At 37.5% G+C, this 26,606-nt stretch carries 26 protein-coding genes, 3 tRNA genes and 1 riboswitch; of the genes, 10 read left to right on the top strand and 19 right to left on the bottom strand.

All coding sequences use genetic code 11. The features are described from left to right. Positions 1–59: 59 nt before the first annotated feature. The 3 genes from ABZC96_RS01205 (at position 60) to ABZC96_RS01215 (ending at position 377) form a co-directional block, all read left to right on the top strand. Positions 60–135, top strand: a tRNA-Glu gene (locus ABZC96_RS01205). Positions 136–167: 32 nt separating this feature from the next. Beyond that, positions 168–243, top strand: a tRNA-Val gene (locus ABZC96_RS01210). Positions 244–300: 57 nt separating this feature from the next. Next, positions 301–377 (top strand) — tRNA-Asp (locus ABZC96_RS01215). A 241-nt stretch (positions 378–618) separates the two neighbouring features. Here ABZC96_RS01215 and tpx read toward each other — a convergent pair. The 7 genes from tpx to ABZC96_RS01250 all read right to left on the bottom strand — a co-directional run bounded on the left by tpx (position 619) and on the right by ABZC96_RS01250 (position 6,786). After that, complete coding sequence (gene tpx, locus ABZC96_RS01220; RefSeq protein WP_373028491.1) at positions 619–1,179, bottom strand: thiol peroxidase; 561 nt, start codon at positions 1,177–1,179, stop codon at positions 619–621. A gap of 165 nt (positions 1,180–1,344) precedes the next feature. Then, positions 1,345–2,637, bottom strand: a complete 1,293-nt coding sequence (gene hisD / locus ABZC96_RS01225; RefSeq protein ID WP_373028492.1) for a histidinol dehydrogenase — start codon at positions 2,635–2,637, stop codon at positions 1,345–1,347. A gap of 96 nt (positions 2,638–2,733) precedes the next feature. Continuing rightward, positions 2,734–3,600: a 1-aminocyclopropane-1-carboxylate deaminase/D-cysteine desulfhydrase gene (locus tag ABZC96_RS01230; RefSeq protein ID WP_373028493.1), complete on the bottom strand. Its 867-nt coding sequence runs from the start codon at positions 3,598–3,600 to the stop codon at positions 2,734–2,736. A gap of 42 nt (positions 3,601–3,642) precedes the next feature. Beyond that, a complete protein-coding gene (gene fbaA / locus ABZC96_RS01235; protein WP_373028494.1) occupies positions 3,643–4,716 on the bottom strand; it encodes a class II fructose-bisphosphate aldolase in 1,074 nt (357 codons plus the stop codon). 22 nt (positions 4,717–4,738) lie between these two features. Beyond that, entirely contained in the window at positions 4,739–5,227 is a 489-nt protein-coding gene (locus ABZC96_RS01240) for a hypothetical protein (protein ID WP_373028495.1), read from the bottom strand. Positions 5,228–5,299: 72 nt separating this feature from the next. Further along, on the bottom strand, positions 5,300–5,905 hold the full coding sequence (locus tag ABZC96_RS01245; RefSeq protein ID WP_373028496.1) for a hypothetical protein: 606 nt from the start codon (positions 5,903–5,905) through the stop codon (positions 5,300–5,302). A 32-nt stretch (positions 5,906–5,937) separates the two neighbouring features. Then, a complete protein-coding gene (locus tag ABZC96_RS01250; protein WP_373028498.1) occupies positions 5,938–6,786 on the bottom strand; it encodes a peptidylprolyl isomerase in 849 nt (282 codons plus the stop codon). A 113-nt stretch (positions 6,787–6,899) separates the two neighbouring features. Here ABZC96_RS01250 and nth point away from each other — a divergent pair, with 113 nt between their 5' ends. After that, positions 6,900–7,550 (top strand): endonuclease III, encoded by a 651-nt coding sequence (gene nth, locus ABZC96_RS01255; protein WP_373028500.1) that lies wholly within the window; start codon positions 6,900–6,902, stop codon positions 7,548–7,550. Positions 7,551–7,568: 18 nt separating this feature from the next. On the opposite strand, the gene ABZC96_RS01260 is transcribed toward nth, so the two are convergent. The 3 genes from ABZC96_RS01260 to ABZC96_RS01270 form a co-directional block, all read right to left on the bottom strand. Continuing rightward, positions 7,569–8,600: a phosphagen kinase gene (locus tag ABZC96_RS01260; protein ID WP_373028501.1), complete on the bottom strand. Its 1,032-nt coding sequence runs from the start codon at positions 8,598–8,600 to the stop codon at positions 7,569–7,571. A gap of 13 nt (positions 8,601–8,613) precedes the next feature. Beyond that, positions 8,614–9,519, bottom strand: coding sequence for a polyphosphate kinase 2 (gene ppk2, locus ABZC96_RS01265; RefSeq protein WP_373028503.1), 906 nt, complete (start codon positions 9,517–9,519; stop codon positions 8,614–8,616). A 75-nt stretch (positions 9,520–9,594) separates the two neighbouring features. After that, entirely contained in the window at positions 9,595–10,866 is a 1,272-nt protein-coding gene (locus tag ABZC96_RS01270) for a M20/M25/M40 family metallo-hydrolase (RefSeq protein ID WP_373028505.1), read from the bottom strand. Positions 10,867–10,920: 54 nt separating this feature from the next. Between ABZC96_RS01270 and ABZC96_RS01275 the strand changes: the two genes are divergently transcribed. After that, the gene (locus ABZC96_RS01275; RefSeq protein WP_373028506.1) at positions 10,921–11,142 is read left to right on the top strand and encodes a hypothetical protein; all 222 of its coding nucleotides are present in this window, start codon (positions 10,921–10,923) and stop codon (positions 11,140–11,142) included. Next, positions 11,142–11,324, top strand: a complete 183-nt coding sequence (locus ABZC96_RS01280) for a CPXCG motif-containing cysteine-rich protein (RefSeq protein ID WP_373028507.1) — start codon at positions 11,142–11,144, stop codon at positions 11,322–11,324. Before ABZC96_RS01275 ends, ABZC96_RS01280 begins: the two co-directional genes overlap by 1 nt. A 42-nt stretch (positions 11,325–11,366) precedes the next feature. Here ABZC96_RS01280 and ABZC96_RS01285 read toward each other — a convergent pair whose 3' ends face one another. Together ABZC96_RS01285 and ABZC96_RS01290 are read right to left on the bottom strand one after the other, a co-directional pair. Further along, the gene (locus tag ABZC96_RS01285) at positions 11,367–12,494 is read right to left on the bottom strand and encodes a hypothetical protein (RefSeq protein ID WP_373028508.1); all 1,128 of its coding nucleotides are present in this window, start codon (positions 12,492–12,494) and stop codon (positions 11,367–11,369) included. A 69-nt stretch (positions 12,495–12,563) separates the two neighbouring features. Then, the gene (locus ABZC96_RS01290) at positions 12,564–12,782 is read right to left on the bottom strand and encodes a DUF1653 domain-containing protein (RefSeq protein ID WP_373028509.1); all 219 of its coding nucleotides are present in this window, start codon (positions 12,780–12,782) and stop codon (positions 12,564–12,566) included. Positions 12,783–12,919: 137 nt separating this feature from the next. On the opposite strand from ABZC96_RS01290, the gene trpB reads away from it, so the two are divergent. Beyond that, positions 12,920–14,140: a tryptophan synthase subunit beta gene (trpB, locus tag ABZC96_RS01295; RefSeq protein WP_373028510.1), complete on the top strand. Its 1,221-nt coding sequence runs from the start codon at positions 12,920–12,922 to the stop codon at positions 14,138–14,140. Between the two features lie 51 nt (positions 14,141–14,191). Here trpB and metH read toward each other — a convergent pair whose 3' ends face one another. Further along, positions 14,192–17,695, bottom strand: coding sequence for a methionine synthase (gene metH, locus ABZC96_RS01300; RefSeq protein ID WP_373028512.1), 3,504 nt, complete (start codon positions 17,693–17,695; stop codon positions 14,192–14,194). Positions 17,696–17,817: 122 nt separating this feature from the next. Then, positions 17,818–17,893: riboswitch (cyclic di-GMP riboswitch) on the top strand. A gap of 78 nt (positions 17,894–17,971) precedes the next feature. Here metH and ABZC96_RS01305 point away from each other — a divergent pair. Next, a complete protein-coding gene (locus ABZC96_RS01305) occupies positions 17,972–18,424 on the top strand; it encodes a PAS domain-containing protein (protein ID WP_373028514.1) in 453 nt (150 codons plus the stop codon). 35 nt (positions 18,425–18,459) lie between these two features. Here the strand turns inward: ABZC96_RS01305 and ABZC96_RS01310 are convergent, their stop codons facing one another. From ABZC96_RS01310 to ABZC96_RS01325, 4 genes are all read right to left on the bottom strand, one after another. Next, a complete protein-coding gene (locus ABZC96_RS01310; RefSeq protein WP_373028516.1) occupies positions 18,460–18,690 on the bottom strand; it encodes a hypothetical protein in 231 nt (76 codons plus the stop codon). A gap of 150 nt (positions 18,691–18,840) precedes the next feature. Further along, complete coding sequence (gene lpxD, locus ABZC96_RS01315) at positions 18,841–19,800, bottom strand: UDP-3-O-(3-hydroxymyristoyl)glucosamine N-acyltransferase (protein ID WP_373028518.1); 960 nt, start codon at positions 19,798–19,800, stop codon at positions 18,841–18,843. Positions 19,801–19,869: 69 nt separating this feature from the next. Further along, complete coding sequence (gene ilvN / locus ABZC96_RS01320) at positions 19,870–20,349, bottom strand: acetolactate synthase small subunit (protein ID WP_373028520.1); 480 nt, start codon at positions 20,347–20,349, stop codon at positions 19,870–19,872. Next, the gene (locus tag ABZC96_RS01325; RefSeq protein ID WP_373028522.1) at positions 20,349–22,043 is read right to left on the bottom strand and encodes an acetolactate synthase large subunit; all 1,695 of its coding nucleotides are present in this window, start codon (positions 22,041–22,043) and stop codon (positions 20,349–20,351) included. Before ABZC96_RS01325 ends, ilvN begins: the two co-directional genes overlap by 1 nt. A gap of 147 nt (positions 22,044–22,190) precedes the next feature. Here ABZC96_RS01325 and ABZC96_RS01330 point away from each other — a divergent pair, with 147 nt between their 5' ends. Both ABZC96_RS01330 and ABZC96_RS01335 read left to right on the top strand, forming a co-directional pair. Next, positions 22,191–23,708, top strand: coding sequence for an ATP-binding protein (locus ABZC96_RS01330; RefSeq protein WP_373028524.1), 1,518 nt, complete (start codon positions 22,191–22,193; stop codon positions 23,706–23,708). Further along, positions 23,701–24,390 (top strand): response regulator transcription factor, encoded by a 690-nt coding sequence (locus ABZC96_RS01335; protein WP_373028526.1) that lies wholly within the window; start codon positions 23,701–23,703, stop codon positions 24,388–24,390. The genes ABZC96_RS01330 and ABZC96_RS01335 overlap by 8 nt, the downstream gene beginning before the upstream one ends. A 214-nt stretch (positions 24,391–24,604) precedes the next feature. Here ABZC96_RS01335 and ABZC96_RS01340 read toward each other — a convergent pair whose 3' ends face one another. After that, positions 24,605–25,510, bottom strand: a complete 906-nt coding sequence (locus ABZC96_RS01340; RefSeq protein ID WP_373028527.1) for a phosphatase — start codon at positions 25,508–25,510, stop codon at positions 24,605–24,607. Beyond that, positions 25,510–26,606, bottom strand: a 1,097-nt coding sequence (ilvA, locus tag ABZC96_RS01345) for a threonine ammonia-lyase (RefSeq protein WP_373028528.1), incomplete at its 5' end; no start/stop codon positions are given. The genes ilvA and ABZC96_RS01340, both read right to left, overlap by 1 nt.

The following is a 26,606-nucleotide window of genomic DNA, read 5'->3' on the forward strand; positions in this document are numbered from 1 at the left end:
CAAGTTCGAGTCTTGTAGCGACCACCATTTTTAACAATTTTATGTTTATGGTTCTTGATGACCCTTTCATCTAGTGGCCAAGGATATTACGTTTTCAACGTAAAAACAGAGGTTCAAATCCTTTAGGGGTCGCCAATCTTTTCCAAAAAAATAGACATTAAAACTATGGTCGCTTAGCTCAGTTGGTAGAGCGCTACCCTTACAAGGTAGATGTCACAAGTTCGAGTCTTGTAGCGACCACCATGTACATTTAAGTTATTTTTTGTACAATACTTTCCAACCATTTATTTGGTCTTAGGTGCGGTGGTAGTTCAGTTGGTTAGAATACCTGCCTGTCACGCAGGGGGTCGCGAGTTCGAGTCTCGTCCACCGCGCCATTTCTTTATAAAATCATCAAACAATCAACATAATATTTTTTATTTAAAATAACTATAAATAAATCTCAATACAATTCAATATGTACGATAATGGTATTACACTTTCTTTTTTTGGGTTCGTTTTATTCTTTTGTTGCATCAACAAAGAAAAAAAGGAATAAAAAAGTAAAGAATAGTGCAGTATGTATTACTACGGGAAACGTAATAATACAAAAGAAGAGCGCATTCAAGCAGTTAAGACTTAGTGTGTCAAACGGTTAACGGCCTTGATAATGTTCTCATAATTAGGCTCATTAGAGAGTTCTTGAACGACTTCTTTGTATGTTACTTCTCCATTGGTATCAACAACATACACAACTCTTCCAAAAAATCCTTCCAAATATATAGGTGAAGAGATAGTTGCACCATACCTAAGTACATTATTGGCATCCTTATAATCAGATAGAGTCATGATATTTTTGATTTTATTATCATGAAAAAATCTTCCAAGTGCAAAAGGAAGATCTTTTGAAATAACCATCAAATTAACATTTTTCATCTTTGAAACTTTTTGATTAAATACTATAGTCTCTCTTTTACATACATCACTATCAAAGGATGGTATAAATGCAATCACTTGAATTTTATCACTCTTCCCCCCCACAGTTACTTCCATAAAATCTTTATCTACTGCCGTAAAAATAGGTGCTTGCATACCTACATTCAGACCCTTACTGTTCAGTGTGACTTCTTCACCTTTAAACATAACTGTTGTTGCACATAACGATGCTGTCAATAATACAAATGCTAATATTTTTTTCATTTAAATCCTTAAATATAATTATAACATATATATAAGTATATAATAAATTTAATTAGTTTTAATTAGTTTTAATCTAAATTATAAATGAATATTTGATAGTTATTTTATTGTTTAGCAGAGTATGCTTTCCCAAACATCGTTTGGGAAAATGGATATAATGAGTGATCAGTCTCTGAGTCTAATACGAACACTTTCTTCATGGGCAGTCAAACCTTCAGTGTTTGCGATCATTGCACAAGCACTTCCGATCTCCTGCATACCTTCTTTACTCATAGAGATGATAGACGATTTTTTCAAAAAGTGCTCAACACTAAGCGGTGAGTAGAATTTCGCTGTCCCGCCTGTTGGTAGTGTGTGATTAGGACCAGCAACATAGTCACCTATAGGTTCTGGTGTATTTTCACCAAGGAAAATGGCTCCAGCATGCTTAATACTGTCCAATAGACTCATTGGATCCTGCGTGATAACTTCCAAGTGTTCAGGGGCAATCTCATTCATCAGTTCGATCGCTTCATTCATATCTTGAGTCACGATAATAGCACCTCTTTCTTCTATAGATTTACGTGCAATCTCTTCTCTAGATAACGTACCTAAAAATTCTTCTACCTTGTCACTCACTCTATTTGCAAGTTCTCCATCTATGGTGATGAGAATGGAGCTTGCCATTTCATCATGCTCAGCCTGAGAAAGAAGATCAATAGCAATATAGTCTTCTCTCGCTGTCTCATCTGCAAGTATTCCTATCTCTGATGGACCAGCAATCATATCTATATTTACTTCACCATAGACTAATTTTTTAGCCGTAGCTACAAAAATATTTCCCGGGCCGGTAATCACATCTACTTTAGGAATGGTTTCTGTTCCATATGCCATCGCGCCGATCGCAGAAGCACCACCAACTTTAAATACTTGTGTTACTTTACAGAGGTGACATGCTGCAAGTAAAAGCTCATTAATCTCATTATCAGGTGTAGGCGTACATACGACTATCTCTTCCACTCCTGCAACTTGCGCAGGGATCACATTCATAAGCAATGAACTTGGATAAGCAGCTTTCCCACCGGGTATATAAAGTCCTGCTCTATCTACAGCAGTAACCTTCTGTCCTAAAATAGTCCCATTGGCTTCTTTGTCCATCCATGTTTTTGGCATAAGTTTTTGGTGATATCTTTCTATACGTTCATAGGCAAGATGCAGGGCATCACGAAGCTCTGGATCTATAGAATCATATGCTTTTGCCATCTCTTCTGTAGAAACTAAAAGTGCATCATCATTTTCCGGTTCCCATCTGTCGAATTTTGCTATTTGTCTTTTAACTGCAGTGTTACCTTCTGTTTGTATCTCTTTGAGTAATCCAGAAACGATGCCTGTCACACCCTCAATATCCATCTTCCCACGTTGAAGTAATTCATCAAAATTCGCTTCAAATGTATCGTCACTGCTGTAAAATATTTTCACAATATATCCTTATAATGTTATTAATATAATGCTTCTTGAACAAAGTTCAAAAAACTACGCTAACGTTGTGTTGTCTTCAATAGACAGTTCATACGACTAGTCGTATTTTCTCTTATATCTCGGGAGCATACTCTCATTGCCTAACACACCACCTTGATGTATGTAGAGTGTAGGTGAAGAAAAGACCTCAGAATGTGCAAGTAATACCCGCCATCCCAATGAATCATAAAGGAGGTCAAACTCTACTCCCGTTTGTTGTTGTAATTTTAGCCAAATTTTGTAGTTTTCTTTATAAAGTTTGCCAAAATGGTGTTTTTTCTCTAAACTCAATATCTCTGGATGATATTTTTCATCCTCTTCCAGTTCTAAAAACTGTTTTTTCAGATAAGCTTCATCTCCTACACATGGTGTTGTATATACCCTGTTTGAAAGAAGATGCTTTTGTAAAAAAAGTGCTGTTGTTCCGGTCCCGGAAGGTAGAAAAATATTCAAATCTTTTACACCATTCTCTTGCTGCCACAATGAAATCTCTTCAGCCAACAGACGTATACCAAACTCTGCTTCTATTTGCCGTCCACCTTCTTCTATAAAAAGGACATCATTGGAATATTCATAAGGTATCACACCTGAGTGTTCAATAATTTTCATACCATTGTCTACAGCAGCCTTATAGTTACCATGAGGGTGTTCTTTCAAATAATCAGCTATATGATCTACATAATATTCAAACTTCCATCCTCTTATCTTCGCTAACACGGAAAGTGAGTACATCGCATTAGACTGTGCAGAACCATAAGAAACAAGCTTATCTATACCAGGAAAATCATGCTGAAGAAAATAGTAAAATTTTCGTGCTTTGTTACCGGAAAAGTTAGGATCTATCAGATCATCTCGTTTCAGATAAAACTGTTGCTTATCAAAAGTGATAGATTGTATGGGGGAAGGAAAGTTTAAAGTTTTCATTTGTAGATTCCCGGGGAAAGCCCGAGAATAATAGTCTAGTTGTTAGTTTCTGTTTAAACAGTTAAGATCATCAAATGCTCTTTCAAGTCTTACTACTGTTGACTCTTCTGCTGCACGTAACCATTTTCTTGGATCGTAGTAGTTTTTATTTGGTTTATCTTCACCATCCGGGTTACCGATCTGTCCTTGTAAATAATCATGATATTTGACTACATAATTACGTACTCCATCCCAGAATGACCACTGCGTATCTGTGTCAATGTTCATTTTAATCACACCATAACCGATCGCTTCTCTAATATCAGAAAGCTCAGAACCAGAACCACCATGGAAGACAAAGTCTACAGGCTTTTTAGCTGTATTATATTTCTCCTCTATATGAGACTGAGAGTTATCAAGAATTTTAGGCGTAAGTGAAACATTACCCGGTTTATATACTCCGTGTACATTTCCAAAAGAGGCTGCGATGGTAAATTTGTCCGAAACTTTTGAAAGTTCTTCGTAAGCATATGCAACTTCTTCAGGCTGTGTATAAAGTAGTGCATTATCTATGTGAGTGTTATCTACGCCATCTTCTTCTCCACCTGTTACACCAAGTTCTATTTCCAGTGTCATACCTATCTTAGACATACGCTCCAAGTAGACTTTACATGTAGCGATATTCTCTTCTATAGGCTCTTCAGAAAGATCTATCATATGTGAAGAGAAAAGAGGAATACCGTGTACCTTATAGTGTGCTTCACTTGCATCAAGCAATGCATCTATCCAAGGCAGAAGTTTTCTTGCTGCATGGTCTGTATGAAGCACAACCGGTATACCATATGCTTTAGCAACAGTATGTACATGCTGCGCACCTGAGATACAACCTAAAATAGCTGCCTCATCTGAAGGCAAACCTTTACCCGCATAATAGGCACCTCCTCCATTGGAGAACTGAACTATTACAGGAGAGTTCACTTTTTTTGCCGCTTCGAGTACAGCATTCACTGAAGATGTACTGACCACATTAACCGCAGGTAAAGCAAAACCTTCATCTTTTGCGATTTTAAATAACTTCTGAAGATCATCTCCAGTAACAACACCTGCCTGCACTACATCTAGAACTTTTGTAGACATTAACAACTTCCTCTTTGTAGAATTATTTTACGTTTATTTTTGCACTTTTCATCAGCTCACCCACAACTTTTTCTTGAGCAAGTTGCATTTTAATACTATTTTTCACTGCATCTAATGGTGGTATTTCTTGTGTACTTTTTGCTTCTTTTGCCGCTTTTTTCATATTGTTATATGCATCTTCTGCTTCTTTATCAGTCACTTGTGTTGTAGACATTTTTTTCTGCATCCAGAAACCTGCAAGTGCAGCTTCTTTTTCTTTATCGGTTAAAGATTTTTTTGATTCTGCAGCTACCAATTTAGCCGGTGCCATCATTTCAATCAGTTGTTTCTTACCATCAGCTGGAAGTTTTTCCCACGTCATTTTACCTTTTGTAAGTGTGTTAAGCGCATTATTTGCCTCTTCAACAGTAATAGTCATACCATTGACCGTACCTGCTGCAGCAGATGCCGCTACTGCATAATGTGTTGTCACTGCCAGACTTAGACCTAATATAACAAGAATTTTTTTCATTCTCTATTTCCTTTTTTATTATGTTGTGTGTATTTTATCCAATATTTACCAATTAATAATTAATAAACTTTTTTACTGTACTGTTATCTTTGCATCTTTCATAAGTCTACCGATCAATGTCTTCTCGATCATTTGAACTTTAAGTTTATCTTTAATCGTTTCAAATGCTGGGATATTTCCTGTCGCATTATTCTCTTGTGCTTCTTGTTTCAACTGGTTATATACTGTTAAAGCCTGTTCATCAGTGATATTGATCTTACGTGCTTCTTTTTGCATCCACGTACGTGTATAGACTGCCTGTTTTTCTTCTTCAGACAACTCTTTTTGTGCACTGTCTAGCACAATGACAGGAAGTGCCAACTCTTGAATAAGTCGTTGGCGTTGATCAGGTGGTAAATGATCAAAATTGCTTACTTTTCCCTGTGTACGCTGTTTAAGATAATTATCTGCCTCTTTTTTAATGATCTTATGTCCATTCACTGTAGCAATCACAGTTTTATCAGATCTAACTTTTTTCTTTACAGGTTTTGCATCAAGACTGATATTACCAAGATCCACCATCCCTGATGTTTCTTTCGTATTTAACATATTTGTTAAACTATTTTTTAAAGCATCCGCAGATGCTGAACTTACCACTAAACTAAGTGATACCCCCAACAACACAAAAGTTTTTCTCATATTCTTTTCCCTATTTTTTTATTATTAAAAGATTACTTTTTAGTTGCATTAACTTCTGTTGTCATATCAACAATTTTAGCTTTGCTTTTAAGTTCTTTTGCCACTTCCTTGATTTTAACAGTAAACTGCTGTTGCTTTAGTGAAGTGATGATATTATTTTTAACTTTTTCGTAAGAAGCCGGTTTCGATTCTGTTTTTGTTTCAAGATAGATCACATGATAACCGAACTGTGTTTTTACAGGTGCAGTTGTTATTTGACCATTTTCAAGTGCCCATACTGCTTTTGAAAACTCCGGAACCATTTGACCTTTTGTGAAAGTACCAAGATCTCCACCATTTGGTGCAGAAGGTCCTGTAGATTTTTCTTTAGCCAATTCGATAAACTTTTCCTTTAATGCGACACCCTTGAGTGGCTTTAACATGTCAATAATATCTTGTGTATCCTTTTCATTTGCAAGTAAAATGTGTCTTGCATGCATAGAAGCTTTTTCCATGAATTTCTCAGTGTTTTTATCATAAAATGCTTTTGCTTCACTTTCACTTACAATCGCATTATCCATCTGTTCTTTCATCCACATGTTGACTAAAAGTTCATCTTTGATCTTTTCCATATTTCTTTTAAATTCAGGTTTTTGATCTATACCCTCTTGTGCTGCAAGTTCTGTAAAAAGGACTTTCTCTACTAGTCTGTCTGTAACCATCTTTTTCTCAGCAGGAGCAAGTTCCATAAAGTTTGCCTGAGGTGCAGAGGCAGAAACAAATGCTTGTGCATCCTGTTTAGTGATATTTTTACCATTTACTGTTACAAGTATGTCTGACGCCACTACTGCTGTAGCCATTACAGCTACAGCAAGTAGTGAAGTTTTTGCTAGTTTTAACATTTCGAATAATCCTTAATTACTTAAATTTAAGAAGAAGTATATCCCTCTTGGGTAAATCATTTATTAATGTGTTAATATTCTAATTAGTATTTTATTAGAAGAAGGCAAGAAGTATGGTAAAAGTCAAAAAAGCAACCAAAAAAGAGATAGAAGAGATAAAACGTATCTTTCTTGAAAACTATCCTGATTCTGTTACTGAATTGGAGTATCGTAACCTATATGAACTGCTCATTGCTGTCATGCTCTCTGCTCAGTGTACAGATAAACGTGTGAATATCATTACTCCTGCTCTTTTTGAAGCATACCCTGACCCTGTTTCCCTTGCCAATGCTGACTTAGATGAAGTCAAATCGTACATAAATACCTGTTCATTTTTTAACAATAAAGCCAAAAACCTCATCAAAATGGCACAAAGTGTGGTAGAGAACTATAATAATGAAATCCCCCTAGAGCGTGATGAGCTTGTCAAACTTGCCGGTGTGGGTCAAAAAACTGCCAATGTCGTCATGATAGAATATGCAGGAGCTAATCTTATGGCTGTTGATACCCATGTATACAGAGTGGCACACCGCTTAGGTCTGTCTGATGCCAAAACAGCTGTAAAGTGTGAAGAAGAATTAAGTAAAAAATTTAAAACAGATTTGCACTTACTCCATCAGGCGATGGTACTGTTTGGACGTTATAAATGCAAAGCAGTCAAACCTGAGTGTGAAGGATGTTTCATGGAAGCCCATTGTAAAACAAAACAAACCTTTAAAGTGTAGTTACTGAGTTAAGTGTCGTTAACTCAGTGCTTTTTCTGCTGCGATAAGTGCGACCACACCATCATACATATCTTGCACGGCTTCAACTTCTGTGATACCTAAACGACGGCGATTACTGATATCATAGATGCCACCTTCACTTTCAGAATGTTCACCATGGATACCACGGATCTGAAGATGATACTTATCAGTGATCGCATTAAACCTTTTCATATCTTGTGCAAGGTTTGGCAGTGCGATATGGACACTTGCTCTCATAGCTGTTCCAAGATTTGTCGGACAAGAAGTGATATACCCTAAATGATCACTGTAAGCAAAGGGGACTTTGGTCTCAATACTTGTGATCGCAGATACCAAACGGGTAAACACTTCTTTGATATCTCCCCCTTGCTGCATAGAAATGATACGTAGCTGATCTTCCTCATTGACCCATACCAGGAAAGTCTTGTCATTGTTGTGGTAGATACCTCTGCCTTCGGGCCAATTACGGTTAAGTCCTGCAGCATCAAGAAAACGGTCACCTTCTTTAAACAAGAAATGATCTTTGATCAAATTGTCCTGAACCTTTTTTGACATACCCAGTAAAGGATAGTATTTCCCTGCCAATTCACCTTCAAGTGTATAAAGTCCTTCAACCACACTTGATTCTACCTGATCTCGTTGTTCTTTCGAAATGCCAGGTCCTAAAGGAAAATGATCAACATTACGTCCTACTCTAATACGGGTAGAAACAATATATAACCCTTCAGGATCAGGGTTTGGAGCATTCAAATCCTCTGGATTCAGATTACTTTTATGTGTATCCTCTTTCCCAAACCCATGATACTCTTGAATGATCGGATCAAACAGTGGTGCAAAAATGTTATAGGACTCTTGATCTCCTGCATAAACACCAATACCACTGTCCAGATTAACAACACCTGAATTGATAGCTTGTTCTAAAGTAAATCCATTTCGTGTCTTTTTATCTTTAAGTAATTCAAAGACTTCAGGTGTAAGGTATTTACTTAATAAAGAGGTACAGTCATCTGGAAAATTCGGATAATTCATTTACAACTTTCTACTATTCATTATGTGAAATTCTGTGATAACGTTCAACGATCTCAGGATCATGATGAAGATTTATTTTGGCATCCTCTTTACCTTCATAATCTATTTTCGAGAGTACATAACGTATAGATTCTAATCTTGCTCGCTTCTTATCATTACTGTCAACGATGACCCATGGTGCATAACTTGTATGTGAACGAGAGAACATCTCTTCTTTATAGTATGTCACTTTATCCCACATCTCTTGTGCTTTTTGATCTACTGGACTTAGTTTCCAGTGTTTCAGTGGGTTGGTCATACGCTCTTTAAATCTTTTTTGTTGGTTCTCTTTTGTAATGGAGTACCACAACTTAATTAAGATGATCCCATCATCAACAAGCGCATGTTCGATCTCCGGTACCTCTTTCATAAATTTTTTATACTGGTCAGGTGTACAAAAATCAAACACAGGTTCAACAATAGCGCGGTTATACCAAGATCTGTCAAAGAAAGTAATTTCACCCGGGTTTGGCAAGTGTTGGAAATAACGTTGGAAATAGAACTGTCCCGTCTCAACCTCTGTTGGTTTTTGTAGTGCAACCACTCTGAACTTTCTAGGATTCAGGTACTGAGTAAAACGTTTGATAGAGCCGCCTTTACCCGCAGCATCACGTCCTTCAAAAATGATCATCACACGTTTATTATTCTCATACACCCAATTTTGTAACTTAATAAGTTCAACTTGCAATGCTTTTAATTCTTCTTCATACTCGACATTACGCGTAATTTTTGCAAGCTTTTTTTTACCCATCAACTGCGATAAACCACTTTTGGTTTTCAACAAATGAAAATTCTCTTCAAGTTCTTTAATGATCTTCTTAGCTTCTTTGTCTTTCACTTCTTTACGTAAGTATTCTAAATCTTGAAATATTGTTTTCATTCCTGCCCTTTATATTATGTATATCTTTTAATTTTACTCCTACTTATCTTTGATTCAAATTATAACTATCATAATTTAAACTGATTGTATTATTTTTTTAAGTACCTCAAATGTACGTTCTACAGATTCTAAGTGTACCATCTCTCTGGTAGAGTGTGGATAGCGAATTGTTGGGCCTATGGAAGCAAACTTCATAGCAGGGTATTTTTCAGCAATGACGCCACACTCAAGTCCTGCGTGAATAGCCATCATCTTTGTTTTTCCAAAGACAGATTTCATCTCTTCACTCACTAACCTCGTAAAATCACTAATGTCTGGTTTCCATGCGGGGTACTTGTCTTCAAGTTTTACTTCAAAACCGTAAGCGTCAAAAAAAATCATCGTTTCATTTGAAATATTTGCTAACTTCTCAGCATCCATTGCACGTGCACTTGTCTCAATAATAAGTCCACCTTTTTCATCCGCAGTAATAATAGCGAGATTGATGCTGACATCAGGGATACCGAATTCCTCATTTTGTGCATGAACACCATGTTTAAATACATCTATCATCTCTATAGTTTTTTTACCCTCACTCAATACTTTAGGCTTCTCTGTAAGTTCACGTACTTTTACCATATCTGTACTCTCTAATCTCAATTCACTACGCACAATGGCCACTGCATTTGCAGGAATAGAATTACGACGTTCACCAGCATACATACTTGCTAACTGTGTTACATTATGCTTATATAAATACTCAGCTAGTACTTTAATCGCAGAGGGGATACCTTTATCTATGTCCACACCCGAGTGTCCGCCTACCAGTCCTTTGACTGCCACTTCATAACAAATCCCGCTTCCTTCAATATACGTATCTTGTTTCTGTGCTGTGATATCTACACCACCTGCACATCCTATATATACTTCTGCTTCATCTTCACTATCAAGATTTAACATATATTGACTCTTCAACTCAAATGCTACTTTATTTGCCCCTATGAGTCCTACCTCTTCATCTGAAGTAAGTAAGAACTCCAACTCTTTGCCTTCATCCATAAGCTGCATCATCATTGCAATGGCCATACCGTTATCTGCACCTAAAGAAGCGTCTTTGGCTTTCATCCAGCCATCCTCCATATAGATTTCCAAAACAGGAGCTTTTCCCATGCAGACCATGTCATAATGTGCTTGAAGACAGAGTGTCGGTGTACCTTTTGATATAAAGATATTCTTCACATCGTCTACTTCAACTTTATACCCTCTTTCTTTGGAGAATGAAACTAAAAATTCCAATAACCTATCTGCCAGCTTACTACAATGGGGGATTTGGGTGAGGGTTTGAAAATGTTCGATGATGGATGACATAGATACTCTTTTTTACAAATTATAGTACAATCACATAAAAAATTAGGATAATTTATGTGCCTTATAGTCACGATCATTATGTTTGTTTTAGCCATCCAAAATCTTATACAGGCACATTGGATCGTAGGTGGTGTACAATTCATCATTGCTTTTGGCTTCTTCATCTTACTTTTAAAGAATATTCAAAAAGCAAGGTGTGATAGAGAAGGAAGTTGTGATAATGCTTGTATGCTTATCGCTTGGATAAGAAAATTTTTTCCTAAAAAGAATCACTAATGGAACATTTTTTTACCTGCCCCTACTGTTGGGAACGTATCTCTATGATACTTGATGGTTCAGAAGAAGATAGTGACTATATCGAAGACTGCGAAGTATGCTGTCGTCCGATAGAGTTGTCTTTTAAATTTTCAGGTGAGCATTTGGTAGATTTTCAAGCAAGAGCGATGGAAGGAATTTAAAGCGTATCATTCATTGATATCCCTAAATTCACCCGCTCTTTTTTAGTTTCTACTCTTTTGATACTGTACACCCTTTGCCTTCTCTCTTTTTAAACGTTCCACTTCTACATACTGTGTATATTTTTGATGTGAAATATACCTAGGATTTTTTTTGAATACCCTTTTATATTTTTCCATAAATTCATAATCTGAATTATAAAGTTCTACTTTATAATTCGATATCAACTGAATGTAATAATAAAAATTCTTCGCTTTACGTGCTTTTCGTGCTTCCGCATAGATAAAACGTAAGATATTTTCTTTACGTTTATCAAGATGCCGTAAAAGAAAAAGATATTTATGTAACTCTTTTTCATTCACATTATCTTCCTCAACAGAAGGATCAAGTTTATAACCAAGTTCAAATGCTTTATCTAGTTGAAGATTAAATGTATTACATTTTTTTTCTATTTCTACAGGTATCGTAGAAATTTCTTGAAACATTTTACAATCTTTCTCGAATGCCTCTAACTCATCACCTAAAGAACTAAAAGCTTTAGGTGATCTATGTCGCAGTAATGATGTTGAGACCAGATCCATTTTATTCAAATGTATTGGAAGTTCACTCATTATCTCACCTCTGTAAGTTTTATATCGTGACTGTTTAGCTTTTTCTTTTTCTAGACGTTGAGTCCTTAAATATTCTATATATTCTATCTGTGAAATATACCTCTTATTGTTACTGAATATTTTTTCATTTTTTTCCATAAATTCATAATCTATAGTATAGAGTTTAATGTTATCATTGGATATCAACTGGCTGTAATAGACAAAATTTTTGTCTTTACGTGCTTTATTTACTTCAGAGTAGACAAGGAATAATATATGTTCTTTATTCTTGTCAAGTTTACGTAGAAGCGAAAGATATCGGTTTAACTCTTTTTCATTGATATACGTATCACTCTCGACATACGGATTCAGCTTATATCCAATCTCGAATGCTTTGGTCACTTGAGGATAAAATGCACGGCATCTCTTTTTTATCTTTTCAGGTATAAAAGAGAGCTTTTCAAACCCTTTACACTCTTCCTGAAATACTTCTAACTCATCCCCTAAAGAACTAAAAACTTCAGGTGAAGCCTGTAAAAATACGCTTGAAACCAATATTAATTTTAAATACTTATAGAACATATCTTTCCTCTATTTTTTTAATACTTGTGATTCATTTTATCTCAAAGAAGCATAATGTTGTATGAAGATTCAATCTTCATCCCCAACATAAGCAAAACGCTCTAATTCTGTTCCTTCAACGATCACTTTTTCCATAAACATCTCATAAGGACGCACCCACAACCCTTCATCACCATATAATGCTTTATAGACAACCATCCACTCTTCCGTTTCAGAGTGCTGTGCTGTCATAAAAACTTCATACAGATTTCCTTTATAATGTCTGTAAATACCTTTTTTTAATTTCATACTAAAATTTCTTTCCTATATCCAATTCGTTTTATACATACTCTTTTTTTCACTATTATTCTATCATAGAATACCTATTCAGTCTCTCTAAAAGTATTTAAAAGTACAATAATTGAACATAAAAAAAAGGAATGTTTATGCCAAAGAATATTTTTAATTGTCCACTGCCTGATGAAAAAGGCTATTTCGGAGAGTATGGTGGGGCTTTTATCCCTCCTCAACTTCAAAGTATTATGGATGAGATCACTACTTCGTATGAAGAGATTCGCCAAGACCCAGAATTTCTCGATGAACTTACTTCACTTTATCAGCATTTTGTAGGTCGTCCAAGCCCTATTTTTCATGCGAAACATCTTTCAGAAAAATACGGTGCAGATATTTACCTCAAAAGAGAAGACCTAAACCATACAGGTGCACACAAGATCAACCACTGTTTGGGAGAAGCTTTATTGGCAAAAAAGATGGGAAAGAAAAAACTTATTGCTGAAACAGGTGCAGGACAACATGGTGTGGCACTAGCAACTGCTGCTGCATTGGTTGGACTTGAATGTGACATCTATATGGGTGAAGTAGATATGGCTAAAGAGCATCCAAATGTAGTACGTATGCATATACTGGGTGCAAATGTCATTCCTGCAACGCATGGACGTCGTACACTCAAAGAGGCAGTAGACAGTGCTTTTGAAGCATACTTAGGAGACCCAGTGACACAATTTTATGCTATTGGTTCTGTTGTAGGGCCACATCCTTTCCCTGGAATGGTAAGAGATTTCCAATCCATCGTAGGAGTAGAAGCCAAAGAGCAATTTGCACAAATGACAGATAGTTTGCCTGACAATCTTGTTGCCTGTGTAGGTGGGGGATCGAATGCCTTAGGACTCTTTACTGCCTTTATGGATGATAAAAATGTTGCCATGCATGGTGTTGAGCCTGCAGGAAGAGATCTTGATGTTCCTGGAGAGCATGCTGCTACTATGACCAAAGGTCAACCTGGTGTCATGCACGGATTTAAATCCTACATGCTTCAAGATGAAAAAGGTGAGCCTGGAGACGTTTACTCTGTAGCAAGTGGCCTTGACTATCCATCTGTGGGACCTCAGCATGCTTATCTTAAAGATATCGGCCGTGTAAACTATGCTTCTATCAATGATAAAGAAGCTATAGATGCATTTTTTGAACTCTCCAGGGAAGAGGGTATCATCCCTGCAATTGAGTCAGCACATGCTGTGGCTTATGCACTCAAATTAGCAAAAGAACCAAACATCGGTACAATCCTTGTCAACCTCTCGGGTCGTGGTGATAAAGATATCGATTTTGTAGTTGAAAACTATGGTAAAGAGTACGGTATCCTATCATAAGGAAACAAGCCTTGATATGCTTTTTGTTCTATATACAAAACAACATATCTTCTACACCGAATAATAAGTAGCCTTGGAGTGATGCACCACCAGGGCAGTAGTACTCTGCTCCGGATGTATTTGGAATGTCTCAGAGAGCTCTATACCAAACTCTTCAGGCTTTAACAAGTCAAAGATAACCCTACTCTGCTCTAAGTCTGGACAAGCAGGATATCCAAACGAATACCTTGCACCCTGATAACGGTTCATACGTACATCACGTAACGAGTGTCCTTCGTTTTCTGCTATGTTTAGGTCTAAACGTATCTGCTTGTGTGCTACTTCTGCCAAAGCTTCTGCCAGTTCTACAGAGAAGCCGTGTACCATGTTGTATTCTAGGTATTTACCTGCATCATATAGCTCTTTTTCATACGCTGAGAACTTAGGTCCCGCAGATACACAAGTCAAAGATATCACATCATGTCTATCATGATGAAAGAAATCACTTAATGCACGGTGAGGTTTTCTACTTTGTCTTGGAAACGAAAAAGTTCCCACAGCATTTCCTATGACTTTATCTAAAGGTTCACGGTTTGCATTGGCATCGACATTCCACCCTTGACTTTCATCAAAAAGGTACAGTTCTTGGTCACTGCTTCTACATGGGTAGTACCCATAGATGATAGTCGGCTCAAACAACTCTTTTTCTATAAACTCTTTTTTCAAACGCTCATAAGCAGGGTAGACAGTTTTGTCTAAGAGTTTTTGGTACTCCTCTTTTGTCATGCCTTTAGATTTGTATCCCCAGTGAAACTTGATGACCGTTCTTTGGTTCACCCAGTTGAAGATCATGTCAAGATCTAAATCATCTTTTTGAAGTACACGTCTACCCCAAAATGGTGGTGTCGGTACAGCTTGTTTTTCTGGCATCTTTAGTTCAGAAAAAGGAGGGATAATGACTTCTTTTTTTACTTTGGTCTCTCGTTCTGCCATATCTCCTGCCAAGCGTGTATCTAGTCCCACAGAGTTATCTTCATTATACTTTTCAATGCGAGACATCGCTATGACCCCATCAAAGGCGTCTCTACAGTAAAAAATAGGCCCTTTATAAATAGGACGACAGAAATCATCCACAAAAGAACGTGTAAGTGCGGCTCCTCCTAAAAGTACAGGAATGGTCATACCCATCTCAGCCATAGTCTCTAAGTTGTCTTTCATCACGGCTGTAGACTTTACGAGCAGTCCTGACATACCAATGGCTTGGATAGGTTGTCTCTCTACTACGTCAAGATACTCCTGCAAGTCTGTTTTTATACCGACATTGACTACTTTAAAACCGTTATTTGAGAGTATGATATCCACAAGGTTTTTACCTACATCATGCACATCCCCTTTAACTGTACCAATAACCAGCGTGGTATCTGTTTCTTTTTCTTGTTTGGTGAGGTATGGGTTTAGGTAGTCCACGGTTGTTTTCATTGTCTCTGCTGATTGGAGTACAAACGGTAACTGCATTTGCCCAGAACCAAAGAGTTCTCCTACTACTTTCATCGCATCAATAAGAATTTCATTGACGATGATGTCTGGGTGTATCTTGTGACGTGCTTCTTCAACTAGAGGTATCATACGCTCTTTGTCCCCATCCATTAGAAGTTTAGCTATCTTCTCTTCATTAGACATCGCCAAATACGCTTCATCATCACCTTCATCTTCTATGCTCACATCTGAGAAGTGCTCGATGAACTTAAAGAGCGAGTTATCGTCTGGATTAAAAAGTAGCTCTTCACATATTTCACGGTCTTCATCACTCATTTTTACCAGTGGGATGATGTGCTTCACATTAATAATAACCGTAGTAAGCCCTGCTTGCAGACAATGGTGCAAAAAGACTGAATTTAAGTAACGTCTGGCATTGACATCCAGTCCAAACGAAATGTTAGAAAGACCCAGTGTCGAACCTACTTCTGGATGACGAATGTGTAACTCGCGTATGGCTTCAAGTGTCTGAATAGCTGCATCACGGTACTCCAAGTCTCCAGAACCTACTGTAAACGTAAGTGTATCAAAAATAAGGTTTCGCGGGTCTATGCCATGACCGTTGACTGCCATATCATACATACGTTCTGCCTGAGCTATTTTGTCCTCTTTGGTCTTTGCCATTCCTACTTCATCAATGGTCAGACAAACCAATGCACAACCAAACTTCTTCGCCAACTTACAGATAGCATGAAACTTCTCTTCACCATCTTCAAGGTTGACAGAGTTGATGATAGGTTTTCCACCGATGCACTTTAGCCCCTCTTCCATCGTATGTACACGTGTAGCATCCGGCATGAGTGGTAATGGTATCTTTTGGTTATACAATTCCATGATCGCTTTCATATCTTTTGCACCATCACGTCCTGCAAACTCTACATTCACATCCAAACAGTGTGCACCATCACGTACCTGTGCTTGACCTACTGTTAAAGTACCTTCATAATCACTTGCGATAATGAGTTCTCTAAAGGCTTTAGAACCTGTGGAGTTAGAACGTTCACCTATGAGTAGTGGTGCAGGCTCCTGGAAAAGTTCAGTCGTGTTAAAAAGTGAAGCAATGCTTGGTTTTATACTACCACTTGGCTTTTTAGGCACTAGAACTTCTACAGCCTTTTTAAGTGCTTGAATATGCTGAGGCGTTGTACCACAACATCCACCAAGAAAACTCACGCCATCATACTCTGTAAATTCCAGTTGTTTTTGGGTAAATTCATCCGGTCCCATTGGATAATAAGTATACCCTCCACGGTTTTGTGGCAGTCCCGCATTGGCATGTACTGAGATAGGTATTGCACAGAGTTCAGAAAGTGTTTTGAGGTGTTTTTTCACCTGATCTGGACCTGTACCACAGTTAAATCCTAAAGAAAGAATATCAAATGGTTCAAGTATGGTCACAATGGTCGTAGCATCGGTACCAATAAGCATGGATCCACTAAGTTCTATCGTTACAGAAACCATAATAGGAAGGTGGACATTTCTCTCTTCATTTGCATCCTGGCAGGCATGCAAAGCTGCTTTGATCTGTAAAGGGTCTTGACATGTTTCTAAAAGAAAGACATCACATCCCCCATCTATGAGTCCTAAAGCACAAAGTTTATACCCTTCATACATTTCATCATAGTGAATGTGTCCAAGTGAAGGAAGTTTTGTCCCCGGTCCTATCGAACCTAAGACAAACTTTGGTGACTCTTGCGTTCCATATTCATTACATACTTCTTTTACAAGCTGTGCACCTTTTTTAGAAAGTTCATACGCACGCTCACCCATCTGATACTCATCAAGTACCCATGGCATAGTACCAAATGTGTTCGTCTTAAGCAGGTCAGCACCAGCCATAGCATAACGCTTATGGATACGTCCTATAAGCTCTGATGCGGTGTGGTTAAGCAGTTCATTACACCCCTCTTGATCCACACCTTTATCATCTATCCATGCCTCAGCTGGAACTTTAAGGTCTTGTATCTGTGTACCCATTGCACCATCGATGACGAGTATACGCTCTTGTAAAAGTGATTTGATTGTTTCTGTAATAGACAAAAAACGCCCCTTTATCATAATTCTGTAATTGTAGCAAAGTATGCGGAAAATATGATTAAATCTCTGCTATAAGCTATAGTATTATGTCCATATAAGCTATAGATAGATATTATATAATTTATAATATCAAATGCTAAACTCATTGTGAAGTGAGGACAGAAAGTTATGGGTCTCTATGAAGATTGCCAAACTGCCAAATACGTTTCATCTACATTTGTGCTTCATTTTGTCCTATAAAACTTTTAATGCAACGTATCTATTATCCATGGAGAAAAAATGGGAAAAACAATTAAAAACATTATCACTGGTAAAGAAATCATAAAACCAGACCCTGTGGATATAGAAGTGCCATTTGATGGTGGTGTAATGATCACTGAAACGGATCCAGCTGGTATTATTACATATGCTAACCGTAAATTTCGTGAGCTTACTGGCTATACTAAAGAAGAACTTATCGGTGCACCACATAGCATTAACAGACATCCGGACATGCCAAAAGCAGCATTTAAAGGATTATGGGAAACAATTAAAGGTGGTAACTACTGGGAAGGTTTTGTTAAAAACATGACAAGCGAGGGGAAATACTATCTTGTTGTCGTATGGATAAAACCTAAACTGGATGATGATGGCAATATCATTGGATACATTGCAGGAAGAAAAATTCCAGATAAAGACTTAATGCAAAGAGCTTTAGACCAATATAAGGTCATGAAGCATGACGAGATGTAGTTAATGGGCTTGACCCATTAACCTTTTTTCAAAAACTATAAACTTTTTTTCGCTTCTTGCAATGCACTGATCACTGCATCTATATTTGCTTTAGGAATATGTACTTTCCAATCCGGTTCTTCAGCAGCTGCCTGAAGTGAAATACCAATACTTGCAACACTTTCACTCTTTGGGCCATAAGGTTCAGATACTGTAGTAATACTGATCTTACCATCTTTTGTACCACTCAAAGTCATTTCGTCTATTTTCGTTACTGTTCCGCTCATAATTTATCCTTTTTAATTTAATATAGTCTCCTTGAGAATGAGCAAAGCCCATGCTCAATTGCCCGAAGGAAATGCCCTTGGGTGCCTCTCACTTCTAGCTCAAAAAGCTGATGTAGGAAATCACTAAATGATTATATCACAAATAATTAACTATTTTTTTCCTTTTACCAAACCCATCATTTTTGCTTGCAAACGCAACCACATTTTATGATCTATTGCAGGAAAACCTGCATAGGTTTTACCCCCTTCAAGAGTCTTGGTAACACCACCTTTCCCTGCAATGGTTGCAAAAGCACCCACTTCCAAATGTCCTGCAGTGGCACTCTGTCCACCCATCACTACATTTCTGCCTAAAGTGGTAGAACCTGCAAGACCTACTTGAGCAGCACAAAGGCTATGCTCGCCGACATCACAGTTGTGTGCAATTTGTATAAGGTTATCCAGTTTGGTACCTTTACGTATATATGTTGTACCAAATACTGCTCTGTCTATGGCACAGTTTGCACCTATCTCTACATTGTCTTCCACCACCACATTACCATTCTGATAGATCTTTACATGTTCGCCAAGCTTTGTATGTGCAAAACCATATCCATCACAACCAATGACTGTACCGCTGTGAATAATACACTCCGAACCAATTTGTGTATGATGGTACAAGGTCACGTTTGGATGAAGAATAGTCCCTGAACCTATAGTGACATTATCACCCACATAACAGCCTGCAAGGAGTGTGACATTATTCCCAAGTGTGACATTTTTACCAAAAGAGACGTTTTTATCTATATCACATCCCTCACCTAAAGTAGGCTGCTCTGCTACACTCTCAAGTTTATGTGCAAAGAACTTAGAGGCCAGTGCCAATTTGAGATACGCTTCATCAGTAATAAGGGCTATCGTACCAGATGGTAATAATTCAGCATGCTTCTCATCTATCAATACAGCAGCTGCTTTGGTCTCTGTCAGCTGTGAAGCATATTTACTATCTGTAAAAAAACTAAGCTGTGAAGGAGTAGCTTCGCTCAGTGTATGTATACCATCTATAGTAAGGTCTTCACCATGAAAATCTATGCCAATAGCTTCTGTTATTTTGGAGAGTGGGTAAGTCATAAAGTAATCCTTTTAACTTAAAGTAGGTGTCACTTCCCTACAAGGAAAGTGACAGAAGTAGAATAGTTTTTATCTTTCTATAGCCACAACACCACCACGTACAACCTCAGAAGGATTGTAGCGCTGTGCTGCTTCTATGAAATGCTGTATACGTTTTGGTTCATCTGCTACCATAGCAATGATCATCTCTTTACCAACATTTGCTATACCGCCATTATATGCTGCACATAATGCACCGATATCACTTAAATGTTCAGTGATAGGAAACTTCACTAACACCATCTCTTTTTCAACCATCTCTTCATGCTCGATCACCTTATAAACAGGGATAAGTTTATGTAGTTGCTTAGTGATTTGTTCCATTACTTTAGGAGAACCATTCGTTTCAATTGTAATGTGTGACATCTCACTGTCTGGTATAGGTGCAACAGTAAGTGACGCGATGTTGTACCCACGTGCTGCAAAAAGTGATGTTACACGTGCAAGCACAGAACTTTCATTTAATACAATAACAGAAATAACACGTCTTTCATTCATAGAATTTTCCATTATTCCTCTCCTTTTTGTGGTAACATCATATTGAAGAGTGCCCCACCTGATGGTACCATAGGAAGTACGTTCTCAAAACGATTTACAGCAACATTCATAAAACATACTTTGTCTTGTTCTATCGCATCTTTAATAGCCGCATCAAACTCAGCTTTAGTTGTAACATCATACCCTATACCGCCACATGCCTCAGCCAAGGCTTTCCAGTTTGGTTGGAAGGTCAAGTCTGTCTCAGAATAACGCTTTTCATAAAAAAACGTTTGCCACTGTCTAACCATCCCTAAGAAATGGTTATTGAGTATAAGGTTAATGACTGGTATTTTATATTCCGCTGCTGTTACGAGCTCTTGCATATTCATCAAGATCGAACCGTCACCTGTCACATTGATAACTGTTTTATCGGGGAAAGCTTTTTTGGCACCGATCGCTGCAGGAAACCCAAAGCCCATTGTTCCTAATCCACCGGAATTGATCCATTGGCGTGGTCTATCAAACGGATAATGTTGCGCTGCCCACATTTGGTGTTGTCCAACGTCTGAAGTGATGATGGCATTCTCACCTATAAGCTCACCTATACGTTCTATGGCCCATTGTGGCTTGATAACTTCATCCGAATCAACATATGATTGAGGGTGAAGTTCATCATAACGCTTCAGTATCTCTCTCCATGCCTGGAATCTGTCTGTATCTATACCGTCAAGAAGTGGTAACATCACTTCAAGTACTTCAGTTATATCACCTACAATAGGATAGTCAACATCAACAAGTTTACCAATATTCGCAGCATCGATGTCTACATGGATGATATCAGCATATTTTGCAAATTCAGAAAGCTTACCTGTAACCCTGTCATCAAATCTGGCACCAAGAGAGATAACTAGATCTGTCTCTGACATCGCCATATTGGATGCATAGTTTCCATGCATTCCCAACATACCAAGAAGCAATGGATTCTTTGCACCCAATACACCTCTTGCCATTAATGTTTCAACCGCTGGTATCTGTGTTTTTAGTGCTAATTCACGTACAAGATCACTTGCATTTGAAAGTACAGTTCCACCACCAATGTAAAGCAAAGGTTTTTTTGCTTTTTTCATCGCTTCAACCGCTTTTTCTATCTGTCTTTTATTTCCTTTGTATGTTGGTTTATACGTAGGAATATCTACAGAATCAGGATAGACAAACTCACCGATATCTACAGTAATATCTTTAGGTATATCTATCAGTACCGGTCCCGGTCTTCCTGAACGTGCAATGTAAAATGCTTCTTTCAACAAACGAGGGAGCTCTTCAAGTGAACGTACCAAAAAGTTATGTTTTGTACATGGTCTAGATATACCTACAGCATCAATCTCTTGAAATCCATCTGTACCGATAAGCGCCATTGGTACCTGTCCAGAGATAACGACCATAGGAATTGAATCCATATATGCTGTAGCAAGTCCAGTGACCGCGTTTGTAAACCCTGGTCCACTTGTAACCATAGCGACACCCACTTCACCCGTAGCTCTTGCATAACCATCTGCTGCATGAACAGATGCTTGTTCGTGACGGTTCAAGATATGCTCAAACCCCTCTTGCTTGTAAATTTCATCATAAACGTGCATGATAGCTCCGCCAGGGTAACCAAATACGGTCTTAACACCCTCAGCGATAATTGCTTCACATACCATTTGTGCACCACTCATCTGCATGGTTTACACTCCATTAAAATATATTTTTTTGATTATAGCTAAAAAAGATTAGAGGCGACACCTCCTAAAAGTAAAATCAAATCAATATACTCTTTTTGCTTGATTAAAATCATGAAAAAGTTACACCTCTTTGGTTATACTATTTCTATGAATTTTACACAAGCGATAGAGATTGCAAAAAACATTTATTGGGTCGGTATGTATCTTGAAAATGACCCTTTTCAGTGTCACCCCTACTTTATAGAAAATGGTAGTGAATCTATTTTGATTGATCCAGGTTCTATGCTGGAATTTGATGCAGTAGTAAAAAAGATAAACTCTATTTCTTCTATGCATGCCATTAAATATATCATCTTGCATCATCAAGACCCTGATCTGGCAGCATCCGTACCTGAGATGGAGAAGCTTATCAATCGTGATGATCTACTGATTATCACCCATAGCCGTATGGTACCTCTTGTGAAGCATTATATGATCAAATCTGACTATTATGAGATTGATAAACATCAATATAAACTTGATAGTAATAACTTACATCTGACGTTTTTAACCACACCTTACTGTCATTCTCCAGGGGCATTTGTGACGTATGAACCTTCCACCAAAACGCTTTTCTCCGGCGATATATTTGGAGGTATTGAAGAGTCTTGGGAATTTTATGCCGGGGATGACTATTTTGAAAAAGCAAAGCAGTTTCATGCAGAATATATGCCAAGTAGAGATATCTTTAACTATGCCCTTTCAAAGATAGAGACTCTAAATATAAATCTCATCGCACCGCAACATGGTTCTATTATTGAGAAAGAGAGAATTACTCCACTTATCGCACAGATGAAAGCACTTGAATGTGGTCTCTATATCGAAGAGGGATATCGTGATGCACTTATTGATACCATTGAAGCATTGAAAGAGAAAGATCTTGCTCTTCTCGCATCACTGAGTGAGCTCAAAGAGAAAGAGGAGCTTCTTTTTCAAAAAGCCAAAATGGCTGATATGGGAGAGATGATAGGAAATATCGCCCATCAATGGCGTCAACCTTTAGCAGTGAACAATACACTCATCGCTATCTTGAAAGAAAAAAATGAAAGACAAACACTGCAAGCTGATGAACTTTCTCAAAAGTTAAGAGAGATGGAAAACAGTATCCAATACATGTCACGTACAATAGATGATTTTATGCATTTTTATCATCCCAATAAAGAAAAAATAACTTTTTGTGTTTCCAGAGTTGTTGAGCATGCATTAGAGATTACTCATCCAATGCTAAATAAAGCAAATATTGAGATCCGTTTCAAAAGTAATACTGCATTTTATGTGAATGGGTATATGAATGAGTACATGCAAGTACTTATCTCCATTTTAACCAATGCAAAAGACACCTTATCCCATAGAAAAGTAAAAAATGCTTATATCCAAATAGATCTATTTGAAACGGATGATACTGTTGTACTGAAAATAAGTGATAATGCAGGGGGAATTAAAAAAGAACATATGCATCGTATCTTTGACCCTTATTTCACAACAAAACATAAATCTATGGGAACAGGCTTAGGTCTTTACATTTCTAAAATGATTATCGAAAAAAATATGAATGGGATTTTAAGTGTGGAGAACACTAAAGAGGGTGCAACATTTAGTATAACTATGGAGAAAGCAGATGCCTAGTAAAAAAATATGTGATATATCTATTTTGATCGCAGAAGATGAAAAAAAACTTTTAAACTCTATGGTAGAGTATTTAGAACTTTTTTTTGAAAATGTATATACAGCAGAAGATGGTTTAACCGCCTATGAGATTTATAAAAAGCAGAAGCCGGATATCATCATTGCAGATATTCATATGCCTCATCTTGATGGCCTCTCTATGATAGAAAAGATCCGAGAAAAAGACTTAAAAACAAAAATTATCATCACTACAGCACACTCTGAGAAAGAGAAACTGATGCAAGCCATAGAATTCCATTTGGTAAAATATCTGATAAAACCTGTCCAAAGTGACAGACTCAAAGAGATTCTCCTTTCACTTGTTGATGAACTACGACAAGAGAGAGATTATGTCTATTTCAAAGAAGCGTTTTATTGGGATAAGACAAAAAAAAGACTGTTTCATAATGAAGATGAAATTGAGTTAAAGCCAAAAGAGCGAAAAGTGCTTGAGCTTCTCTGTTATCGTACCAATCAAAGTATTTCATCTATTGATATCTATAACTATCTTTATGAAGATCAACCAGAACGTGACTTTTCTTCAAACGCCATCACTTCTCTCATGAAACGTATCCGTCAAAAACTTCCAAAAGGGACCATAAAAAGTAGTTATGGTGTAGGCTATATCTTACAAACAAAATAAAAATAAAAGAATTTTATATTTTGACAAACTTTGACAAACTCTTTGTCTATACTTCTATTTAAGAGGTGAAAATAAAGTACTTACTACCCCCCCCCTTGTAATGTACCCAGAAAAAACACCTCTATATTACTACACTAACCATAGAGTATCTCCCCCCTGTTACTCATAAATCATAGACGCTTTTCTTCATGTCTTACTTCTTTTTTTAAACTGGTTAGTGTAGTGATAAACATGCTTCTAAAGCGACACCTTCACGTAAGCCATCATCTATCACTATACAACTTTCAAACGCCAATAGAGAGAAGAGTTGTTTATAGATAAGTATACCTGCAGCGATAAGATCAGAACGTCCTGTACCTACGGCTATTTCTCTCTCTTCAAATGGCATGGAAAGTAATTTTTGTAAGTAGATATCCAACTCACCTACTTCAAGTGACGTACCGTTTATCTTTGAAGCATCATACGTTTCGTAGTTTTGTCCAAGTTTCATAGCCGCTACGGTTGTAGGAGTCCCAGCTGTGGCTACAAAGGTATTTACTTTACCTTTGTTCTCATATACTTGGGTACAAAATATTTGCATATCAGCCATCTCTTTGTGAAGTACTTTTTCTATGTTCTCCAATGTTTCATGAGTTTGGGCAATGGTCACTATCCCTACGGGAAAACTTTTAGAAATAGTCTCATTTGCATAATGAAAGATAAGTTCAGTAGATCCCCCGCCTATATCTATAAGTACAAAACTGTCCGAAGCATGTTGCAGTGTTGTGAGTCTATGCTTTACGGAGAGTAAAGTAAGTCTTGCTTCTTCTTCTCCAGAGATGATCTCGAAAGTCACACCTGTCTCTTTTTTGATTTGTGTAAGAATTTCATCTGAATTTGCTGCTCTTCGTACAGCTTCAGTTGTCACTGCCCTTACTACAGAAGAAGAAAAGTCTATCTGTTCTTGTGCTTCCTGAATAGCAGAAATAACTCTTTTGACAGCTTCATTATTGATCGTGCCATACTGCACTAAACCATCTGCCGTTTTAACGGTCTTTTCATACTCAGATATCTGTTTACGTGTAGTACAGTCATACTCTAATACACGTAAAGTATTTGAACCTAGATCTATCGCTATCATTAATGCTCTTCTTTAAAAGAAAATCCACCCTCTTTTAATTGTGCTCTTATCTGTGCTTGATGTTCTACACCTTTAGTCTCCAGAGAAACAGAAACATGTGCATCACCAAACTCTAGATCTATAGACGTTCTATCATATCCTATCTGCACAATATTTGCACCTATTTTTGTAAGTATCTCAGTAAATGACTGTAACGCTCCCGGTCTATCTACAAGAGTTACAAGAAGTTTCATCTTACGTGCAGATTTCATAAGTCCTTTTTCAATAATAAGAGAAAGCATCGTAACATCGATATTTCCTCCACTAAGTACCACACCTACCTTTGATCTCTCAGGTAAATCAATCTTTCCATGTAAAAGTGCAGCAACACCTACCGCACCTGCACCCTCTACCAATACTTTTTGTTTTTCCAATAAAAAGAGTATAGCAGAAGCGATCTCATCTTCTCCCACGGTCTCAAATACATCCACATTCTTTAAGATATATTCTAAAGTGATCGGTGAAGTATCTCGTACTGCTATACCATCTGCGATAGTTCTCACAGAAGTTGTGTCTATAGGCGTTTTTGCATCGTAAGAGGTTTTCATCGCAGGTGCTCCGGCTGAAGAGATACCTATGACCTTACACTCAGGATTGAGTGCTTTACTTGCTACAGACATACCTGAGATAAGCCCTCCTCCACCTACAGGAACTACAAGTGCATCAAGATCAGCTATCTCATCAAACATTTCAAGCGTCACAGTCCCTTGTCCTGACATCACTTCATCATCTGCAAAAGGATGCACAAAAGCATAGTTGTTCTCTTCACCAAATGTCACGGCATACGCATAAGCTTCATCATAGTTAGCTCCATGAAGTATCACATTGGCACCAAATTCTTTCACACCCATGACTTTAGTAAGCGGTGTTGATTCTGGCATTACAATAGTTGCTTCGATACCAAAGTGTTTTGCTGAAAAAGCCACACCCTGTGCATGATTACCCGCAGATGCAGCGACAACACCACCTCTGTCACCCGCTTCTATAAGAGAAGCAATTTTATTAAAAGCCCCTCTGAGTTTAAATGCTCCTGTACGCTGTAAATTTTCTTTTTTCA

Origin of the sequence: Sulfurovum sp. (assembly GCF_041551015.1) — a bacterium.
Classification (GTDB): Bacteria; Campylobacterota; Campylobacteria; order Campylobacterales; family Sulfurovaceae; genus Sulfurovum.

What these genes read in the sequence shown, in the direction of transcription:
- ABZC96_RS01275 (WP_373028506.1), top strand. Translation starts at nt 10,921, where the DNA reads ATGTGCCTTATAGTCACGATCATTATGTTTGTTTTAGCCATCCAAAAT.
- ABZC96_RS01330 (WP_373028524.1), top strand. Translation starts at nt 22,191, where the DNA reads ATGAATTTTACACAAGCGATAGAGATTGCAAAAAACATTTATTGGGTC.
- ABZC96_RS01240 (WP_373028495.1), bottom strand. Translation starts at nt 5,227, where the DNA reads ATGAAAAAAATTCTTGTTATATTAGGTCTAAGTCTGGCAGTGACAACA.
- ABZC96_RS01245 (WP_373028496.1), bottom strand. Translation starts at nt 5,905, where the DNA reads ATGAGAAAAACTTTTGTGTTGTTGGGGGTATCACTTAGTTTAGTGGTA.
- ABZC96_RS01280 (WP_373028507.1), top strand. Translation starts at nt 11,142, where the DNA reads ATGGAACATTTTTTTACCTGCCCCTACTGTTGGGAACGTATCTCTATG.
- trpB (WP_373028510.1), top strand. Translation starts at nt 12,920, where the DNA reads ATGCCAAAGAATATTTTTAATTGTCCACTGCCTGATGAAAAAGGCTAT.
- ABZC96_RS01230 (WP_373028493.1), bottom strand. Translation starts at nt 3,600, where the DNA reads ATGAAAACTTTAAACTTTCCTTCCCCCATACAATCTATCACTTTTGAT.
- lpxD (WP_373028518.1), bottom strand. Translation starts at nt 19,800, where the DNA reads ATGACTTACCCACTCTCCAAAATAACAGAAGCTATTGGCATAGATTTT.
- ABZC96_RS01270 (WP_373028505.1), bottom strand. Translation starts at nt 10,866, where the DNA reads ATGTCATCCATCATCGAACATTTTCAAACCCTCACCCAAATCCCCCAT.
- ABZC96_RS01335 (WP_373028526.1), top strand. Translation starts at nt 23,701, where the DNA reads ATGCCTAGTAAAAAAATATGTGATATATCTATTTTGATCGCAGAAGAT.
- ABZC96_RS01325 (WP_373028522.1), bottom strand. Translation starts at nt 22,043, where the DNA reads ATGCAGATGAGTGGTGCACAAATGGTATGTGAAGCAATTATCGCTGAG.
- ABZC96_RS01305 (WP_373028514.1), top strand. Translation starts at nt 17,972, where the DNA reads ATGGGAAAAACAATTAAAAACATTATCACTGGTAAAGAAATCATAAAA.
- nth (WP_373028500.1), top strand. Translation starts at nt 6,900, where the DNA reads ATGGTAAAAGTCAAAAAAGCAACCAAAAAAGAGATAGAAGAGATAAAA.
- ABZC96_RS01310 (WP_373028516.1), bottom strand. Translation starts at nt 18,690, where the DNA reads ATGAGCGGAACAGTAACGAAAATAGACGAAATGACTTTGAGTGGTACA.
- ppk2 (WP_373028503.1), bottom strand. Translation starts at nt 9,519, where the DNA reads ATGAAAACAATATTTCAAGATTTAGAATACTTACGTAAAGAAGTGAAA.
- ABZC96_RS01290 (WP_373028509.1), bottom strand. Translation starts at nt 12,782, where the DNA reads ATGAAATTAAAAAAAGGTATTTACAGACATTATAAAGGAAATCTGTAT.
- ABZC96_RS01260 (WP_373028501.1), bottom strand. Translation starts at nt 8,600, where the DNA reads ATGAATTATCCGAATTTTCCAGATGACTGTACCTCTTTATTAAGTAAA.
- tpx (WP_373028491.1), bottom strand. Translation starts at nt 1,179, where the DNA reads ATGAAAAAAATATTAGCATTTGTATTATTGACAGCATCGTTATGTGCA.
- ABZC96_RS01285 (WP_373028508.1), bottom strand. Translation starts at nt 12,494, where the DNA reads ATGTTCTATAAGTATTTAAAATTAATATTGGTTTCAAGCGTATTTTTA.
- fbaA (WP_373028494.1), bottom strand. Translation starts at nt 4,716, where the DNA reads ATGTCTACAAAAGTTCTAGATGTAGTGCAGGCAGGTGTTGTTACTGGA.
- ilvN (WP_373028520.1), bottom strand. Translation starts at nt 20,349, where the DNA reads ATGGAAAATTCTATGAATGAAAGACGTGTTATTTCTGTTATTGTATTA.
- ABZC96_RS01340 (WP_373028527.1), bottom strand. Translation starts at nt 25,510, where the DNA reads ATGATAGCGATAGATCTAGGTTCAAATACTTTACGTGTATTAGAGTAT.
- ABZC96_RS01250 (WP_373028498.1), bottom strand. Translation starts at nt 6,786, where the DNA reads ATGTTAAAACTAGCAAAAACTTCACTACTTGCTGTAGCTGTAATGGCT.